Origin of the sequence: Dysgonomonas sp. HGC4 (assembly GCF_001261715.1) — a bacterium.
Classification (GTDB): domain Bacteria; phylum Bacteroidota; class Bacteroidia; order Bacteroidales; family Dysgonomonadaceae; genus Dysgonomonas_A.
Genome location: NZ_CVRU01000058.1, coordinates 1 through 16,518, shown reverse-complemented (window position 1 = coordinate 16,518; position 16,518 = coordinate 1). Strand labels below are relative to the sequence as shown.

At 34.3% G+C, this 16,518-nt stretch carries 16 protein-coding genes and 1 tRNA gene; 12 read left to right on the top strand and 5 right to left on the bottom strand.

Annotated elements, in window-relative coordinates; all coding sequences use genetic code 11:
- The first annotated feature begins 111 nt into the window (after positions 1-111).
- Together HGC4_RS05645 and HGC4_RS05640 are read left to right on the top strand one after the other, a co-directional pair.
- Positions 112-2,772: a transglutaminase-like domain-containing protein gene (locus HGC4_RS05645; protein ID WP_050709157.1), complete on the top strand. Its 2,661-nt coding sequence runs from the start codon at positions 112-114 to the stop codon at positions 2,770-2,772.
- A 216-nt stretch (positions 2,773-2,988) separates the two neighbouring features.
- A complete protein-coding gene (locus HGC4_RS05640) occupies positions 2,989-4,050 on the top strand; it encodes a tyrosine-protein phosphatase (protein WP_050709156.1) in 1,062 nt (353 codons plus the stop codon).
- 98 nt (positions 4,051-4,148) lie between these two features.
- Here the strand turns inward: HGC4_RS05640 and HGC4_RS05635 are convergent, their stop codons facing one another.
- Positions 4,149-4,574: a hypothetical protein gene (locus HGC4_RS05635; RefSeq protein WP_050709155.1), complete on the bottom strand. Its 426-nt coding sequence runs from the start codon at positions 4,572-4,574 to the stop codon at positions 4,149-4,151.
- A gap of 111 nt (positions 4,575-4,685) precedes the next feature.
- Between HGC4_RS05635 and HGC4_RS05630 the strand changes: the two genes are divergently transcribed.
- Positions 4,686-4,931, top strand: coding sequence for a hypothetical protein (locus HGC4_RS05630; protein ID WP_050709194.1), 246 nt, complete (start codon positions 4,686-4,688; stop codon positions 4,929-4,931).
- A gap of 148 nt (positions 4,932-5,079) precedes the next feature.
- Positions 5,080-5,391 carry a hypothetical protein gene (locus HGC4_RS05625; protein ID WP_050709154.1) on the top strand — a complete coding sequence of 104 codons (312 nt, stop codon included), beginning with the start codon at positions 5,080-5,082 and terminating at the stop codon, positions 5,389-5,391.
- Positions 5,392-5,494: 103 nt separating this feature from the next.
- Here HGC4_RS05625 and HGC4_RS05620 read toward each other — a convergent pair whose 3' ends face one another.
- Entirely contained in the window at positions 5,495-7,036 is a 1,542-nt protein-coding gene (locus tag HGC4_RS05620; protein ID WP_255349823.1) for a helicase HerA-like domain-containing protein, read from the bottom strand.
- Between the two features lie 26 nt (positions 7,037-7,062).
- On the opposite strand from HGC4_RS05620, the gene HGC4_RS05615 reads away from it, so the two are divergent.
- From HGC4_RS05615 to HGC4_RS05580, 8 genes are all read left to right on the top strand, one after another.
- The gene (locus HGC4_RS05615) at positions 7,063-7,527 is read left to right on the top strand and encodes a GNAT family N-acetyltransferase (protein ID WP_050709152.1); all 465 of its coding nucleotides are present in this window, start codon (positions 7,063-7,065) and stop codon (positions 7,525-7,527) included.
- 99 nt (positions 7,528-7,626) lie between these two features.
- A complete protein-coding gene (locus HGC4_RS05610) occupies positions 7,627-8,316 on the top strand; it encodes a NigD1/NigD2 family lipoprotein (RefSeq protein WP_050709151.1) in 690 nt (229 codons plus the stop codon).
- A gap of 259 nt (positions 8,317-8,575) precedes the next feature.
- The gene (locus HGC4_RS05605; RefSeq protein WP_050709150.1) at positions 8,576-9,184 is read left to right on the top strand and encodes a hypothetical protein; all 609 of its coding nucleotides are present in this window, start codon (positions 8,576-8,578) and stop codon (positions 9,182-9,184) included.
- A 93-nt stretch (positions 9,185-9,277) separates the two neighbouring features.
- Positions 9,278-10,051, top strand: a complete 774-nt coding sequence (gene argB / locus HGC4_RS05600) for an acetylglutamate kinase (RefSeq protein WP_050709149.1) — start codon at positions 9,278-9,280, stop codon at positions 10,049-10,051.
- Positions 10,052-10,146: 95 nt separating this feature from the next.
- Complete coding sequence (gene def, locus HGC4_RS05595; RefSeq protein WP_082204080.1) at positions 10,147-10,761, top strand: peptide deformylase; 615 nt, start codon at positions 10,147-10,149, stop codon at positions 10,759-10,761.
- Positions 10,762-10,869: 108 nt separating this feature from the next.
- A tRNA-Pro gene (locus HGC4_RS05590) sits at positions 10,870-10,942 on the top strand.
- A gap of 270 nt (positions 10,943-11,212) precedes the next feature.
- Positions 11,213-12,673 carry a tryptophanase gene (locus HGC4_RS05585; RefSeq protein ID WP_050709147.1) on the top strand — a complete coding sequence of 487 codons (1,461 nt, stop codon included), beginning with the start codon at positions 11,213-11,215 and terminating at the stop codon, positions 12,671-12,673.
- Positions 12,674-12,870: 197 nt separating this feature from the next.
- Positions 12,871-13,485: a TetR/AcrR family transcriptional regulator gene (locus HGC4_RS05580; RefSeq protein ID WP_050709146.1), complete on the top strand. Its 615-nt coding sequence runs from the start codon at positions 12,871-12,873 to the stop codon at positions 13,483-13,485.
- A 288-nt stretch (positions 13,486-13,773) separates the two neighbouring features.
- On the opposite strand, the gene HGC4_RS05575 is transcribed toward HGC4_RS05580, so the two are convergent.
- The 3 genes from HGC4_RS05575 to HGC4_RS05565 form a co-directional block, all read right to left on the bottom strand.
- Entirely contained in the window at positions 13,774-15,090 is a 1,317-nt protein-coding gene (locus HGC4_RS05575) for a tetratricopeptide repeat protein (protein WP_050709145.1), read from the bottom strand.
- A gap of 34 nt (positions 15,091-15,124) precedes the next feature.
- Entirely contained in the window at positions 15,125-15,325 is a 201-nt protein-coding gene (locus HGC4_RS05570; protein WP_050709144.1) for a hypothetical protein, read from the bottom strand.
- A 222-nt stretch (positions 15,326-15,547) separates the two neighbouring features.
- Complete coding sequence (locus tag HGC4_RS05565) at positions 15,548-16,384, bottom strand: class I SAM-dependent methyltransferase (protein ID WP_050709143.1); 837 nt, start codon at positions 16,382-16,384, stop codon at positions 15,548-15,550.
- Positions 16,385-16,518 lie beyond the last annotated feature (134 nt).

Here is a 16,518-nt window from a genome sequence, read left to right as displayed (position 1 = left end):
TTAGTAAGGGGTGTATAATTATACACCCTTTGCCAATAAATGAAAGTGATTCTTAAATAGACTCTCTATAGAATCCGAAAAGTTAACTTATTCATCTCAATATAGATACTCATGAAGAAAAGAATTTTTAGTGCACTTGCTTTAAGCTTTGCATTGGTCTGTTCATCATTTAGTCAAACAACAAATGATAAAACATCCGACCCTGCGTATTCTCAGCAAGTACACAAACAGTTTTTAGCAAGAAAGAAATTAGCTGCAAGCCGCAATCAGGCTTTATTTGATGTATTCAATCAAAAACTCACTTCTCAGGAAAAAGAAGCTCTCGAGTTTTTATATGCATATATGCCATTATCGGATCTGGCTGATTACGATGGCGAGTTTTACTTAAATCAGGTACGCACAGCATTTAAAGCTCGCGATTATTTCGATTGGGGTAAAACTATACCCGAAGACGTATTTCGCCACTTTGTATTGGTATACCGAGTAAACAACGAAGATTTAGATAACGCTCGTGAAGTATTCTTCGATGAGCTGAAAGATAGAGTTAAAGGCATGACTATGGAGCAAGCTGCCTTGGAAGTAAACCACTGGTGTCACGAGAAAGTAAACTATCGTGCAACAGACGGACGCACCTCTGCCCCACTCGCTCTGGTACGCACAGCATGGGGACGTTGTGGTGAAGAATCTACTTTCACTACCATGGCAATGCGTTCGGTAGGTATTCCTGCCCGCCAATGTTATACCCCACGTTGGGCACATACCGATGATAATCACGCTTGGGTAGAAGTATGGATAGATGGTAAGTGGAACTATCTGGGTGCTTGCGAACCCGAACCCGAATTGAATGTAGGATGGTTTAGCGGACCTGCCAAAAGAGCCATGATGGTACATACCAATGTATTTGGAGTATATAATGGGAAAGAAGAAAAAAATCTTCAAACAGACCTTTATTCTATCATCAACCTTTTATCTAATTATACAGATACCCGCACAGCTACAGTAAAAGTAGTTAACAAGAATGGCAAAGCGGTAGAAAATGCAACTGTTAAGTTTAATGTATATAACTATGCAGAATTTTACCCGATAACCTCATCTAAAACTACAGCCGATGGTAAAGCATCGGTTATCACCGGAAAGGGAGATGTATTTGTATGGGCAACCGACGGAACTAATTACGGTTATGTAAAATCGGAAGCTAACAGCCCCGAATTAACAATTGTACTGGATAAAACAGCAGGCAAAACTTATGAAGAAACATTCGTAATGAATCCTCCTGTTCCTCAAAAAATAAAAGAACTTTCTCCTGAAAAAATAGCAGCCAATGCTATCCGCCTTGCTTATGAGGATTCAGTGAGAAACGCTTACATGAAAACTTTCATAAACGAAGTAGATGCTCGTAAATTTGCTGCTGACAATGGTCTAAATCCAGATGATACATGGAAATATCTGGAAATGTCGCAAGGTAACTGGCGCGATGTGAAAGATTTCATGCAACAAGAAAAGAACAGTACTTATTTGTTCCCCTATCTGGCTTCGCTTACAGCAAAAGATTTACGCGATACCCCTTACAAATACCTTATAAACCACTTGAGCTTTGGAGAAAAAGGAGGCTTTGAGTCAACTATACCTCAGGATATGGTAGCAGGTTCGGTATTTTCACCACGCATATCAAGAGAACTAATAAGACCTTGGAGAGTTTTCTTAAAATTAAAAATGGATGCTCAATATTCTAAAGAAGAAAGAGCTACTATTGACCAAATTATCAATTACATTAACAGCAATGTTACTCTTGATGATATTCAGAACTATTACAAATGCCCTATTTCTCCTAAAGGAGCTGTTGAACTAGGTCGTGCTGATAAAGACTCACGCAATGCATTATTTGTGGCTATCTGCCGTGCAGAAGGTATTGCTGCCCGTATAGAATCAGCAACATCACGTCCTCAATATTATACTAACGGAGAATGGATCAATGTAAACTTAAATGACGACTCTGAAGCACAATATCCAAAAGGGACAGTAATATTTAATAATGCAGCGTCTAACATCGTTAAACCTGCTTATTCTACCCATTATACAATAGCCAAATTTGTAGATGGAGATTTTGTAACACTCGATTTTGAAGGTGATGCAGCTCTTAAAACTCTTCCGGGACAAGTTACTATCGACGCAGGATATTATCGCTTAATAGTAGGTAGCCGTGCCAATGACGGATCGGTTACAGTAGAAACTAAATACTTCTCATTGAATGAAGGTGAAACAAAAGCATTAGACATAGTTTTGCCAAAAACAGAAGGTCGCATTCAGGTACAAGGTATTGTAGACATGAACAGCCGCATAACGCTTGCAAACGGAATCGAAACATCTCTGAAAGACATAGCTAATGGCAAAGGTATCATCATCTGTTTTGCAGACCCCGATAAAGAACCAACCAAGCACGTTCTTCAAGACATTCCTAATCAACAAGCTGAATTGAACGAATGGGGCGGAGGAATACTCTTCATAGTACCCGATGATAAGGTTAGTAAAGCTTTTGATGCATCGGTATTCAAGAATTTACCCAACCAATCGGTTTGGGGCGTTGATAACAATCGTGGATTGTTAAATGCTACAACAAATGCCTTACAAATAGAGTTTTCGAACAATTTCCCTTTAACAATTTATTTATCCGACATAGGAGGTATTTTATATTCTTCCGAAGGCTATCAAATTGGCATTCCGGAGAATATATTGAAAACAATAAATGCTGAAGCAGCCACTAAAAATCCATAAGATTTATAGAAAAGCACAGCGTTGTTTTAAATAATCATAAAATAAGAAGGATGAAGGTCATTAAGCTTTCATCCTTCTCTATTTTTTAATAAATTGGCATCCTAGTAGATAACGGAAAGTATGAAATGCCGCCTTTCAGAAACTAGCTGATAGTCGCTTTTACCCTTGGATAGAGAATAAAACGGGTCTGAGACCCTAGAGTTAGTAAACAGAAGCATGATTAAAGATATAACCTCATTTTTTATATTTAGCTCCCTGCTAATTACCACAGGATGTACCAAACATCCTGATATCTATTACTATTGCGATAGGGATAGGGCAGGTAACTATGTTTTAAAGTGGGAGGTATCGCCAACTTCACCGGAAGATAAGATCAAGATATACATGTCGGACAACGATTCTGTATTTTCGGAGCCTCCTGTGATGGAAACTATGGTTAGCGATTATGTAGCACATATACCTGTACAAGACTCATTAACAAGAAAATTCTTCCGTCTAAAAGTAAATAAAACATTTTCGGGTATTATCTCTAATCACGTCTTTAGAATGGATAATATGCAGAATCTGCGTGATTTGGGTGGATATTTTACTAACGAGAAGCAGCAAGTTAGATGGGGTAAAATATTCCGATCAGGAGATTTAGCTGAAATTACAAACAAGGACTACAAGATTATTGAATCTCTGGGTATAAAAACGATTATAGATTTCAGAGATATTGGGGAGTATGAAAATTCGCCCGATTTATATACAGCTCCCAATATGATTCATTTTCCCATAGCTTCGGGTAACAGAGCTTATATAAGAGATAAAATTCTGGATGGAACCTTTTATAGAGGAGATGCCATTCTCTTTACTCAAGATATGTATAGAACTATGATAGAAAAGTATTCGGAAGAATATGCACGTTTCTTTGAGGTTCTTAGCGATAAAAACAATTACCCTATACTTTATCATGGGTTCTTAGGCAAAGACCGCACAGGGCTTGCCAGCTATTTTTTGCTAAGAGCTTTGGGTATACCTAACGATGCGAACGAAGACGATTACCTATTGTCGAATCTATATATCAGCGAACAAATGGTGATGGGTGAAGCCAGATACTTACCCGAACAAATGCAGGAAGCTGCTACTGTGGTGTGCAAAGCCGATATATCTTACTTAAGATATGCAATATCGTGTATGGAAAATAAGAGTGGTTCTGTAGATAAATATATGGAGCAAGAACTTAGATTGACAGAGGCTAAGAAAGAAAAATTAAGAGCCATATTACTCTATAAGTAAGGTGTAGTACGATACCTTTTTGCAATTTTTCTGTTCAATGATAACTACAAGCAATTGATTTGCAATACAAATAGAAGTATAGAAAGATAATCGAATTATTATTTATCTCTGGGAGCCATGATAATCTCTCCATTTCTAAACATTTCAATAATACTCTGCTTATCTTTATTTTCGGATTGAAGAGAACTAATGTGATTTTTCAATTCTTTGATATATTCTTCTCTAAAATAATCAGAAGAATCACTTTCTGCAACAACCGAATGAGTAGCCACATTCTCAGGATAAGGCTTAGTTGCATCCGATACATCAATAAACATATCACCACTACCTGTAAGTAGCCAATGCAAATTTACATTCGGAAAATTTTCCCATATTTTAAGTACATTTTTACAACCTGTATCAGTTCCTTCTTTAATTACTTTCGAAAAGATCTTTCTTGAGACTCCTACCCGATCCTCAAAAGATGTTATATTTTTCGCTTCCAAAGCAATTATCAAAGAATTTAGTCTTTCTCCAAATGTCATAAAATTATTTTCGTAAAATTTTCACTTTATTTGATTATTGGTGGTAATTTTCCTAAATTTGCATTATCATTAACTTTACATGTTACAAAAGTAACCAAATTCGTGAATATTATGGCAATAGAAAAGAAATACTACTCTTTTACTCCAGGACTCGAACTGCTATCAAAATCTGATTATAGTAAGATTCAAGGTGAGATTATTGATTTTTTAGGATGTTCAAAACAAGACTACTACCGAAAAAGAGCTTGTTACATAAATATTCCTGCTCATATTAAAGAGGGGATCGAATTTATATTCAACAAGTACAATATAAATGACCTCCATAAAATCTGGGAAATAAAAGATTCTGAGAAATGAGATTAACCTATCCATTCTAAAATTTGAGAGACATACTATAGCTATACTTAAGTACAATAAGATGGCTAACTATTTACATGATATTCAACACTCTATATAGGATAAAAATTGCTAAAGGAATATCCTTAAAACACAAAACTACTATTTTATGAGATCTCAAATTCAAATCATATACAATGAGGCATCTACTATTGTAGACTCATCTAAGACCTTTATCTCATTCGATCACCGATGTGCAGCAAAAGGCTACCCTATCCCTTGTGAATTATTTTTTAAGCCTGATTATGATGTGATTGATAGTATAGAGTCAACGGGTATAGTAAAGGTTGATTCTGATTTTACACGGTATTCTTCGGAGTACGATGTTTATAGGATTCTTTTGGTTCCTCAACCGGGATACTCTGACAAAAAAATGATAAAAATATTCTCAGATCTACTTAGAGAATTAGATCTCATATAATTTTCGACTACTACTTTTTATTTATATATCAATTAATGACAAGAAAAGCTACCCAATGATATTCAGGTAGCTTTTCTTTATATAATTATAATTATTATTACGATTATTTCCTGCTTTTTTTTCCTCCAAATAACGATTTAGCAACCTCTCTTACAACAGGTGCAAGCAAAGTTGTAGCCAATGCCCCCCAAAGTTTAGAGCGCTGCTTAGAAGCCTGCTGATCGGCTTTTTCCTGAGCTCGTTGTGCCTTCTCTTGCTCTTTACGAGCCTGTTCATCTATTTTAGCCTGCTCTTTTGCATCTTTTTCCTGCTGAACACTATTAAGACGAGCTAAAAGTATTTCGTAAGCAGATTCTCGATCAATTGTCTCACCATAGTGACGATATAATAGCGACCCCTCTACTAACGCTTTTCTTTCCTCTGCAGTAATAGGTCCTATCTGACCTTCAGGAGGAAGTATAAATGCTCTGTCAACAGGTTGTGGTGCTCCTTTCTCATCAAGGAAAGAAACGAGAGCTTCGCCGGTTTCCAATTCCGAAATAACTTTTTCTGTATCAAATTTAGGATTAGCTCTAAAACTCTGCGCTGCTACCTTCACAGCCTTTTGATCTTTTGGTGTGTATGCCCTTAAGGCATGTTGAATACGATTACCCAATTGAGCTAATATAGAATCGGGTATATCTGCCGGACTCTGGGTAACGAAGTACACCCCTACCCCTTTAGAACGGATAAGTCTTACTACTTGCTCCACTTTATCCACTAATGCTTTAGGAGAATCACTAAACAGCAGATGCGCTTCATCAAAAAAGAATACCAATTTAGGTTTCTCGGGATCCCCTATCTCGGGAAGAACTTCAAATAATTTAGTCATCATCCAAAGTAAAAAAGTTGAATATACTTTAGGTGCATTCATCAATTTATCGGCAGCAAGTATATTAATGACACCTTTATTTCCGTTGGTTTGGATCAAATCATCTAAATTGAGATTAGGTTCTCCAAAGAATTTATCTGCGCCATCTTGTTCCAGTTGAAGTAGGCCTCTTTGTATGGCTCCTATGCTTGCTGTTGATATATTACCATAGTTGGTTGTAAAGGCTGCGCTATTATTACCAACATATTCAATTATCTTCTGTAAATCTTTTAAGTCGATTAACTCCAAAGATTCATCTTTAGCTACTTTAAAAATAAGACTTAAAACGGCACTCTGAGTATCATTAAGTGATAGTAAACGGCTAAAAAGAAGTGCTCCCATATCAGACACAGTTGCACGAACAGGCACTCCCTGTTCACCGAATACGTCCCAAAACTGAACTGGAAATTCCTGAAAATCGAAACCTTTCTCTTTTAAATGATAAGATTCGACTCTCTTTACTACACTTTCTTTATTTCCTCCCGGTTTTGAAACTCCCGATAAATCTCCTTTAATATCGGCAGCAAAAACAGGAACACCCATTCTACTGAATGTTTCTGCCAGATTTTGGAGTGTTACGGTTTTACCTGTACCCGTTGCACCCGTAATCAACCCATGGCGGTTAGCCATTTTAGAGTTCAATATAATTTCTTTGCCTTCCGATAGAGCTATTAGCGCGTTTTTATCATTATCAAACATATCTTTGTCGCAATTTGTTATAAATTCTGAATTCAAATTAAATAAATATTCTGAATAAATTCATGAATGAACCAATTATAAAAGCTATCACACTCTATTCCGAAGACTTATTTGCGTTGCTTTTACTTGCCGATCCATCACAAAACAATATCAATGAATATCTTTATAAATCGTTGATATATGGAGCATACATCAATAACGTATTAATAGGTGTTTATGTTCTTTTCCCTGTTGACGAACAAACTATGGAAATAAAAAACATAGCTGTTTCAGAAGATTTTCATAAAAGAGGAATTGGAACCCTTCTATTACACCACGCTAAAAAAGAAACTGTTTTAAAAGGCTATTTACAATTGATAATAGGAACAGCCAATAGTAGTATAAGTCAGCTATCACTCTATCAAAAAAATGGTTTTGAAATATATGAGATAAAAAGAGATTTTTTTATAGAGAATTACAACGAACCCATTTTCGAAAATGGTATTCAAGCCAAACATATGATAATGCTTATGCAAAAAGTAAGCTAAATTGACATTTTTATAGGTTTTTCACATATATTGAATGCAACAATCTATAATTAAATGCATCTAAAAAATAGAAAAGAAAAATAAGGAGGATTTTAGATAATGAAAACAGTAAAATATAGTTTAGTTTTTTTAGTCGGTTTATTTACAACTTTAGCCTTCAACTCATGTACAAATGACGATGGTTATAGTTTAGATAAATACATGGTAGAAATAGCTACGGTTACTCCAATAGATAGTGTTGCCGGAACTTATTATCTTACATTAGACAATGGCGAGACTCTATGGCCCGTTAGCTCGACTTCGTATTTTGTACCTAAAAATAATCAGAGAGTTATTGTAGACTTCACTTTATTATCTGATAAAATAGGAGAATACGACCACTATGCGAGAATAAATCAAATACAGAATATACTTACTAAAAATGTAGTTGATTTAACTCCCGAAAATAAAGAAGAAATAGGTAATGACCCCATAAAGGTTTTGTCTTTATGGACTGGAGATAACTTTTTAAACATCCGTTATGGATATAATACGGGAGGAGAGAAAGCTCATTTTATTAATCTTGTCAAAAATAAATTAGATGAGACATCTGTATCTAAAGACGGAACGATTACTTTAGAATTCAGACATAATAAAAATGGTGATCCCGAAAAATACGGAGTAAACAACTACGTTGCTTTCGATTTGAAACCTTTTAGAACAGAAAACAAAGACTCTCTAAAATTTATCATCAAAGTATTAGACTTCGGTGGTGAAACTAAAGAGTACCCGATAACTTATAAATATTAAGAAAGAAACAAATTGCAAATTTATCTGTATGAAATAAGACAGGTATTTTGATAATTACTTTTTGATTTTCCTGAAAAAGAGATCCCTGTGAAGAGATCTCTTTTTTGCATTTAGAGGCGAAAATCATATTGGCTGTTGTACCCTTTATAACCTAAATTGTAATTATATTTTTAAAGTTACAAACTGACTTATTATATTTGTAAGTGTAATAAGAATTTACGATCACAATAAAAGGAGGTCTAAGACCTAAAATATCATTATGAAAAAGGTTATCATTTCATTTGCCATATTATTAGTAGGATTTGCATGTAACAATGCTCAAACTAAAGATATATCAACAACAGAGTCGGGAAAAGACTCACTTTCAACAGTAGAGGACAAAAAAGATACAATAACAATAGACAAGCCATCACAAGAATCATTAGCTAATTACTTTGATAGAGAAGGTGAATGGATTCAGATTAAAAATACACTTTCTGCCGATCAGGCAGGTATATATGTTTATTTTCAAGCACCCGACGATATTGCCAGAAACCTAAGAGTACGTATTCAATATGGGGATGCCAGTATATACAAATTCACGGTGGACGGAGAATCATACACATATAAAGCAAACCGCTCGAAAGGTTCTGATAACCGATTTGTAGAAGGAGCATCATTAAGTTGGTACGACAATGATGTGAAAAATAAAGATTTAAAATTCTTACAAGCTCTTAGCAGTGGGAAAAACTGTCAGGTGATATTAAATGATGGCTCTTCTTTCACCATAAGCGAGCAAACTAAAACAGGGATAAAAAGAACTTTTGATTATTTTGAGGCTATGGACGGATTACTGCCTAAAACCAACATGGTAAATATCAGAAGATAAGAGTATCAGACCTTTCTCGGCTTTAGCATAAAAGAAACGCAGTTAGGCATAACTTTACGAATACATTATTTAAATAAATTTATACATCGAAATATGTCATTAAATAAACTTACAATTATAAAAGTTGGTGGTAAAATAGTTGAAGAAGAAGATACACTTAAGCAACTACTTCACGATTTTTCTACAATACAAGGCTCTAAAATACTAGTACACGGAGGTGGCAGATCTGCGACCAAATTAGCCGAACGTCTTGGCATAGAAAGTAAAATGGTAGATGGAAGGCGCATCACCGATAGTGACACTCTACAAGTGGTTACCATGGTATATGGCGGATTGGTTAATAAAAATATTGTAGCAGGCCTACAATCTCTTGGAGTAAATGCTTTGGGATTGACAGGAGCTGATATGGATATAATCCGTTCCGAAAAACGCCCCGTTAAAGACATTGATTATGGCTTTGTGGGTGATGTAAAGAAAGTAAAGGCAGATGTTTTGAAACTACTGATCGACCAGAATATTGTACCTATTATAGCACCTCTATCACACGATGGGCAAGGTAATATGCTAAATACTAATGCCGATACTATGGCAGCCGAAACAGCTCAAGCAATGTCGGCATACTATGATGTAAGCTTGGTATATTGCTTTGAGAAAAAAGGTGTATTGATGGATGAGCACGACGATAATAGTGTAATACCACAATTAGACAAGGCTAGCTATCAAAAATATGTGAAGGATGGAATTATCCAAGGAGGAATGCTTCCTAAGCTGGAGAATGCTTTCAGATCAATAGAAAAAGGCGTAAGTGAAGTTGTAATCACACAAGCTTCTGAAATTGGAAAAGGAAAAGGAACTACTATTATCTAAAATTTTAGATTTCCTATTGCTTGTGTAAGTATAACAAACATATTTAGTTATTACTTTACTAAGGCACAACATCAAATTCTAATCTCTCCACCTATATGAAATTATTCGCAACTATATTACTAATAGGTTTTACGTTATTTTCATCAAGAAGTATGGCGCAATTTACACAATACGAAAAAGATTTGATAAACGATGGAACATCGGAAACTCCATTTCGAGTTTTAAAAATTACAGATCAGCAAGATTCTACTTTTCTGCGACAAAAATGTTCTGATATTGAAAATACAGATAATGTAGGTGATCTTAAATTATTAATTGATCGCCTAAAAGCAACTATGGCTTCTGAATCTGGAGTAGGCATTGCTGCACCGCAAGTAGGTATAGCAAGAAATGTATTTCTTTTTACCCGTATCGATCAACCTAATTATCCTGTTACAGTAGCTATAAACCCCAAAATAGTAAAGCATCCCGAAGAAACTATCTGTTTTGAGCGCGATGGTTGTTTATCTATTCCAGGTATCAGTGGAAACTCGATCCGATACCCGTGGGTTGAAGTAGAATACACAGACGAAAACGGAAATCTGGTAAAAGAACGACTAGAAGGATATTCGCGCACAGGTAATTTTACAGCAATTATTTTTCAACATGAATTTGATCACCTACAAGGGATTCTCTTTATAGACAAGCTTTGTCCTGAGGATAAAGAATAATATGATCTTCCATAAACATAAAATAGATTGAAACTTTAGTAATCTATAATTGTTATACTCACCAAAATAGTAAAAGGTCTGAGACCTTACTTTTGTATTACAATATTTCGGGATGTAGCACAGTTGGTAGCGCGCCACGTTCGGGACGTGGAGGTCGGACGTTCGAGTCGTCTCATCCCGACACTATTTTCTACTTTCTTATTGGTTTCTTTACCATAAAACAACATCTGCTACACAAAAAAAGACCGTACACGCTACCCTATTATTAGGGTATAATAATCTTTCGTTTTATATATTTTTCTACTCTACTTTCTATTCATAAAATTTAATTGGCATACTATTCATAAACAATTAGTTTTCTTTTTGTTAGAGGAAGTATCTTTTTTGTCAATTCACAAATTATTTTTAAGTTTACGAAACCTAAATTCTAAGAATCAAATAAGATAATACTATGCTAAACGAAAACGAGAAAATTAAATTTTATAGTGGGGAAAATATTCCTCTTGAACTGCACAAAGTACGCATTGTACAAAAACTGCATTTAGTACCTATCGAACGCCGTCTTGAAGCCCTTTATGAAGGTGGATTCAATACATTCAGACTCGATACTAAAGATGTATTTTTGGATATGCTTACCGACAGTGGTACCAATGCTATGAGCGACCGTCAATTGGGAGCCATGATGATGGCTGACGATGCGTATGCAGGATCGCAAAGCTTTGTCCGTTTTCAAAAAGCAGTATTGGATGTCTTAGGAAAAAAATACCTGCTACCTGTACATCAGGGACGTGCTGCCGAAAATATAATATCCAATGCTTATGTAAAGAAAGGTAGTGTAGTACCTATGAATTACCACTTTACAACAGCTATGGCACATATAACTCAATACGGTGGACGTATTGAAGAGCTTTTGTACGACGAAGCTTATGTTATTAATAGTAAGCATCCATTTAAAGGAAATATGAATCTTGAGAAACTCGAAGAGTGTATCTTGAAACATACTGCTGCCAGAATTCCATATATTCGCATGGAGGCTTCTACAAACTTAATTGGAGGACAACCGTTTTCAATAGAAAACCTGCGTGGTGTACGTGCTATTGCCGACAAATATGGAATACCTTTAGTATTGGATGCCAGTTTGATTGGAGAAAATGCTTGGTTGGTAAAACAACGTGAGGAGGAATTTAAAGAAGCTTCGATGGCTGATATTTTACTTTGCATGACCGATCTTGCCGATTTGGTCTATTTTTCGGCTCGTAAATTAAGTTCTTCTCGAGGTGGAGGTATTTGTACCAACAACCAAGCTATTTATAGAGAATTAGAGCCCCTGGTACCTCTTTTCGAAGGCTTCCTTACCTATGGAGGTATGTCGGTACGAGAAGTAGAAGCTATTGCAGTAGGATTATACGAAACGCTTGACGAAAGTATGATTTGTCAAAGCCCACAGTTTATAGCTTATCTAGTGAACGCTTTAGAAAGCAAAGGTATTCCTGTAGTTACCCCTCCAGGAGTATTGGGTTGTCACGTAGATGCAATGCAAATATGTGCGCACATTCCTCAATCTCAATATCCGGCAGGAGCATTAGCCGCTGCATTCTTTCTCATTTCGGGTGTACGTGGTATGGAACGAGGATCCGTGTCCAATCAGCGTGACGAATATGGTAATGAAACGTATGCAGATATGGAACTATTGCGTTTGGCTGTTCCTCGCCGAGTATTTACACTGTCGCAAATCAAATATGTTGAAGATCGCCTCACATGGTTGTTTGATAACCGTCACTTAATAGGCGGACTTAAATTTGTTTATGAGCCACCTGTACTCCGCTTCTTTATGGGAGGGCTCGAGCCTATCAACGATTGGCCCCAACAACTAATGGCAAAATTCAGGCAAGACTTTGGAGATAGTCTATAATTGAAGATTAGATATCCTAAAAGCATGCCTTACACAACTTAAGGTATGCTTTTCTCTATTTTATCATTCAAACTATAGATCCGATCAATGCCCTGATTCTATTTTTAATGAATCAGATTTAATTAACATATGGTGTATTCTATTGAATAATTCTTATTTTTGTAGTGTAGACACACTATATAACCCATAATTGATAAATGAATCCCTCTAAAAAGAAAATACTGGAGAATGCATTTAACCTCTTTCTCACCGAAAGTTACAGCTCCGTATCAATGCAACGAATACAAAATGCCTCGGGTGTATCACGAGGAGCAATTTATCATCATTTCAAGAGTAAAGAAGAAATTTTTGAAGAGATTGTAAACGAGTACCTTATACCTGCATTTTCTACCTATTCGATGATTCAGGAAGATGATAAATCGTCTTTGCAAAATATGATATATGCATCCATTAAAAGCCGCCAAAGCCATATAAACCTACTCAAAGAAGTAACTTCATTTAAGTTGGTCGATTTTTATTTCTTCAAATTTATTTTTCAGGCTTCGGAACATTGTAAAGACTTTACTGAAAAGATAAATGTATTATCGGAAAAAGAATTCAATGGATGGCGAAATTGTATTCAATTAGCTATGAGAACAGGCGAAATAAGATCGGATATTGATCTTGATTATGTAGCACAATCTTTTATGACTATTCCACTTGGATTGGGAGTTTTTTCGGCTTTCAGTAATTATATTAATATAAATACAAAGGATTTACGAACGGCTTATCTTCGGTTTTACAGTATGCTTAAAAAACCTGGATTTATATAAAATACACATCCTCTGATAAGTTCTCTATTCGATAATCTTAAGAGAGGTTGCTAAGGTTTTAAATTATCAGAATAGATCTCCTTCTCTTTCTTCAAATACTCCAAAGGAGATACTACCTCCTACCCTTTTGCATAAATAACAATTTCAGAAAGTTGATTTCGAATTACAAAAATTCGGATACCTGTGTTTTTAATCATACTCCTAAATAAAATCATCACCAAGTTATTAAAATAAATAAGGCATAATTAAATGATTAACTATGCCCTATCTTTTATTAATTATTGGTCGTTATTTATTGTCGTCTTCATCATCTTCCAGCATAGCAGCTATCTCGGCTTCTATTTCTTTGTATCTTGATTCCATAGCAATAAGCTGATCTTTAATATTTCGGAATTTCGCTTCTTGCAATTTGATTTCCTCTTTGTCTTTTTTATTACTTCTAAAAAGTAATACTCCTACTAGTATAAATATTGCAACAATTAAAATAGCTCCTATTCCTAAAAATAAATAATTTTTTACACGTATTTGATCGAATTCTTTGTCTTTCTGTGCCAAAAAAAAGTTTTTATCTGCATCTAACAAGGATAAAGGGCGCTGATTTTTTGCAATCAGTACTTTAATTGAATCTTCCTGTTCTTTATAATGTAATGCTTGCTTATAGTCGCCTGCTTTTTTGAAATAATTAAAGAAATTAGTATAAAAATATTTCAGTGTTTGGTTATCTGTTATTTCAGCCAATTGTTTCTCTGAAAGATTAATATAATATTTAGCTGAATCTAATTGATTTTTAGAATTATACAAGAAGGATAAAGTAAGGTATGCTTTGGTAGAAGTCTTTACATCTGAAGTTTGTAACAGTGACCTATTCAAGTAATATAAAGCTTTATCGTAATCCTTCTTCAAAAAATAGGTATATCCTAAGTTATTGGATAAATCCGCCTTAAATTCATTATTTCCAAGTCTATTTGCTTCTTCAAGTCCTTTTTTAAAATAAATATAAGAGCTATCTATATTTTTAATTTCATCATAAGAGATTCCTATTGAAGTAATAACTTGTAATTTATATATATCTGTTTCTTCTTCTTTATTATAATAATCTAGTGCTTTCTTATAAAAAACAATAGCTGTATCTACAATTCCTTGTTCAAAATATAAATTACCCATAATTTGTAAACTTTTACCTGCTAATGTATTATTACCCGATTGATTGGCATATGTTGTTGCTTGTAAAAAGCATTTTAAAGCTTTATCAGGTATATTTTGGGTACGATATATTCTACCTGCATAATAATGAGCTAATGCTGATTGTTCTGAATTATTTTTCTTCTCAAAATATCGTTTTGCGTCAAAAATCAAAGTATCTTTTGTAATATCCTGCTTCGCTCTTTGTTTTGCTTGTACAGAGGCTACAATATACTGCATATAATTATCCTTATCCATATTTTCAGGATTATGAATGGAATCAAGAAGAATTAAAGCATCGTAAGGACTACTTTCGGCTATATTTTGGGCTTGTCTTAATAAATTGACGGAAGCAGTGTCTTGTTTACAAGAAAAAAATAGACACAAAAAAACTAGTATAAGAAAGCTTGTTAAAATTTTCATTAGTAGAGAGTTTGGTTATAAAGAGAATCTCTTATTAGTCTTTAGTAAAGTCGGGGGGAGTAATAGTATCATTTAATTCTGTCCATGACTGGCTTTTAGTTGACCGAACAGCACTATCAGGATCTTTCATCCCCGCAGTAGCACCTTGATCCATCTCATCTTCGGAACAAGAAGTAAAGAAAATAGTAATGCAACTAAATAAAATGACGGATAAAATTAAGTATTGAAGTTTCATAATAAATTAGATTTGTAAAATGTCTGTGTGTTATAAAGTTCTATTATAAAATACTTTAAATAATAAAGTAAGCGAAAGATAAAACTTAAAATATAAATCAACAAGAACGAAAATTCATTTAACGAAATAGGGAGAAATAATTATAAAAACAATTATTTCCCCCTACTCTATCTCTTAAAAGTTAAGGATTAATATAAACTATAAAATCAATTGAGCAGATTCTTATATTTTCATGGAATCAATTACAACAAAAGGCACAGTTAACTCAAAATAGCCTTTACGCTCTGCCTCTCTATTTATTAGCTCTTCTATGGCTCCGAAAACTTCAGTTTGTTTGTCTTTGGGAATAATACTTTTCCAACTATCTAAAAAAGCTAATCTTATAAAGTAGTATTGTAACATAGTTGTTCCATCGGCAAAAGTATAGCTAAACTTATCTTCTATAATTCTATTTATCGAGAAGCCATGTTTTTCAATTAGTTGAGTTATTTCGTCCACTGGTTTTCGCATTGTATAAATCTGCTCTCGCATAGTCTTTATTTCTGGCTTCATATTCAATTTATTCAATACAATTTCCATTATATCATAAAACTCAATCATGGTTCTATTCAAATTCATAGTTTGAATAAATTGTCCCCCACTCTTCATAATACGCGAACATTCACTCAATGATTTATCTAAATCGGATACATTATTTAAGCCATTATTACTTGTTATCAAATCAACTGAATGATCGCTAAGAGGTATATTTTCGGCTACACCACGAATAATTTCTATATTTTTTATTCCATAAAAAGCTATTTTCTTTTCAGTCCTTTTAATTGCAGCTTCCCAAGGATCTATCCCGTATACTTTACTTGTATTACCAAATCTCATGGCTAATTCGGTAAGAGGAAATCCTGCTCCAAACCCAATATCAAGAATAGTACTGTGCTTTTTTATTTTTATGTTTTCGAGTAGTTTAATACCAAATGGGGCAGCCCAAAAAGGTAGTTCATCTAATAATTCAACTAGTTCATCCGAATTAAAGTCATAAGTCGTTACAAGGTCCTCATTCATAATTTGTAGAAGTTTAGTAAATATTTATCGTCGTTGTATCCGTAATAATAAGCTAAAAAAGAACAGCTATATCTTATATATTTAAAATTTAAGATCGTTTTCAAAAGTAAATAAATATTACAATATTGTATCTT

Excerpts from the sequence above, each read along its gene's own strand:
- HGC4_RS05645 (WP_050709157.1), top strand. The coding sequence starts at position 112 with ATGAAGAAAAGAATTTTTAGTGCACTTGCTTTAAGCTTTGCATTGGTC.
- HGC4_RS05640 (WP_050709156.1), top strand. The coding sequence starts at position 2,989 with ATGATTAAAGATATAACCTCATTTTTTATATTTAGCTCCCTGCTAATT.
- HGC4_RS05635 (WP_050709155.1), bottom strand. The coding sequence starts at position 4,574 with ATGACATTTGGAGAAAGACTAAATTCTTTGATAATTGCTTTGGAAGCG.
- HGC4_RS05630 (WP_050709194.1), top strand. The coding sequence starts at position 4,686 with ATGGCAATAGAAAAGAAATACTACTCTTTTACTCCAGGACTCGAACTG.
- HGC4_RS05625 (WP_050709154.1), top strand. The coding sequence starts at position 5,080 with ATGAGATCTCAAATTCAAATCATATACAATGAGGCATCTACTATTGTA.
- HGC4_RS05615 (WP_050709152.1), top strand. The coding sequence starts at position 7,063 with ATGAATGAACCAATTATAAAAGCTATCACACTCTATTCCGAAGACTTA.
- HGC4_RS05610 (WP_050709151.1), top strand. The coding sequence starts at position 7,627 with ATGAAAACAGTAAAATATAGTTTAGTTTTTTTAGTCGGTTTATTTACA.
- HGC4_RS05605 (WP_050709150.1), top strand. The coding sequence starts at position 8,576 with ATGAAAAAGGTTATCATTTCATTTGCCATATTATTAGTAGGATTTGCA.
- argB (WP_050709149.1), top strand. The coding sequence starts at position 9,278 with ATGTCATTAAATAAACTTACAATTATAAAAGTTGGTGGTAAAATAGTT.
- def (WP_082204080.1), top strand. The coding sequence starts at position 10,147 with ATGAAATTATTCGCAACTATATTACTAATAGGTTTTACGTTATTTTCA.
- HGC4_RS05585 (WP_050709147.1), top strand. The coding sequence starts at position 11,213 with ATGCTAAACGAAAACGAGAAAATTAAATTTTATAGTGGGGAAAATATT.
- HGC4_RS05580 (WP_050709146.1), top strand. The coding sequence starts at position 12,871 with ATGAATCCCTCTAAAAAGAAAATACTGGAGAATGCATTTAACCTCTTT.
- HGC4_RS05575 (WP_050709145.1), bottom strand. The coding sequence starts at position 15,090 with ATGAAAATTTTAACAAGCTTTCTTATACTAGTTTTTTTGTGTCTATTT.
- HGC4_RS05570 (WP_050709144.1), bottom strand. The coding sequence starts at position 15,325 with ATGAAACTTCAATACTTAATTTTATCCGTCATTTTATTTAGTTGCATT.
- HGC4_RS05565 (WP_050709143.1), bottom strand. The coding sequence starts at position 16,384 with ATGAATGAGGACCTTGTAACGACTTATGACTTTAATTCGGATGAACTA.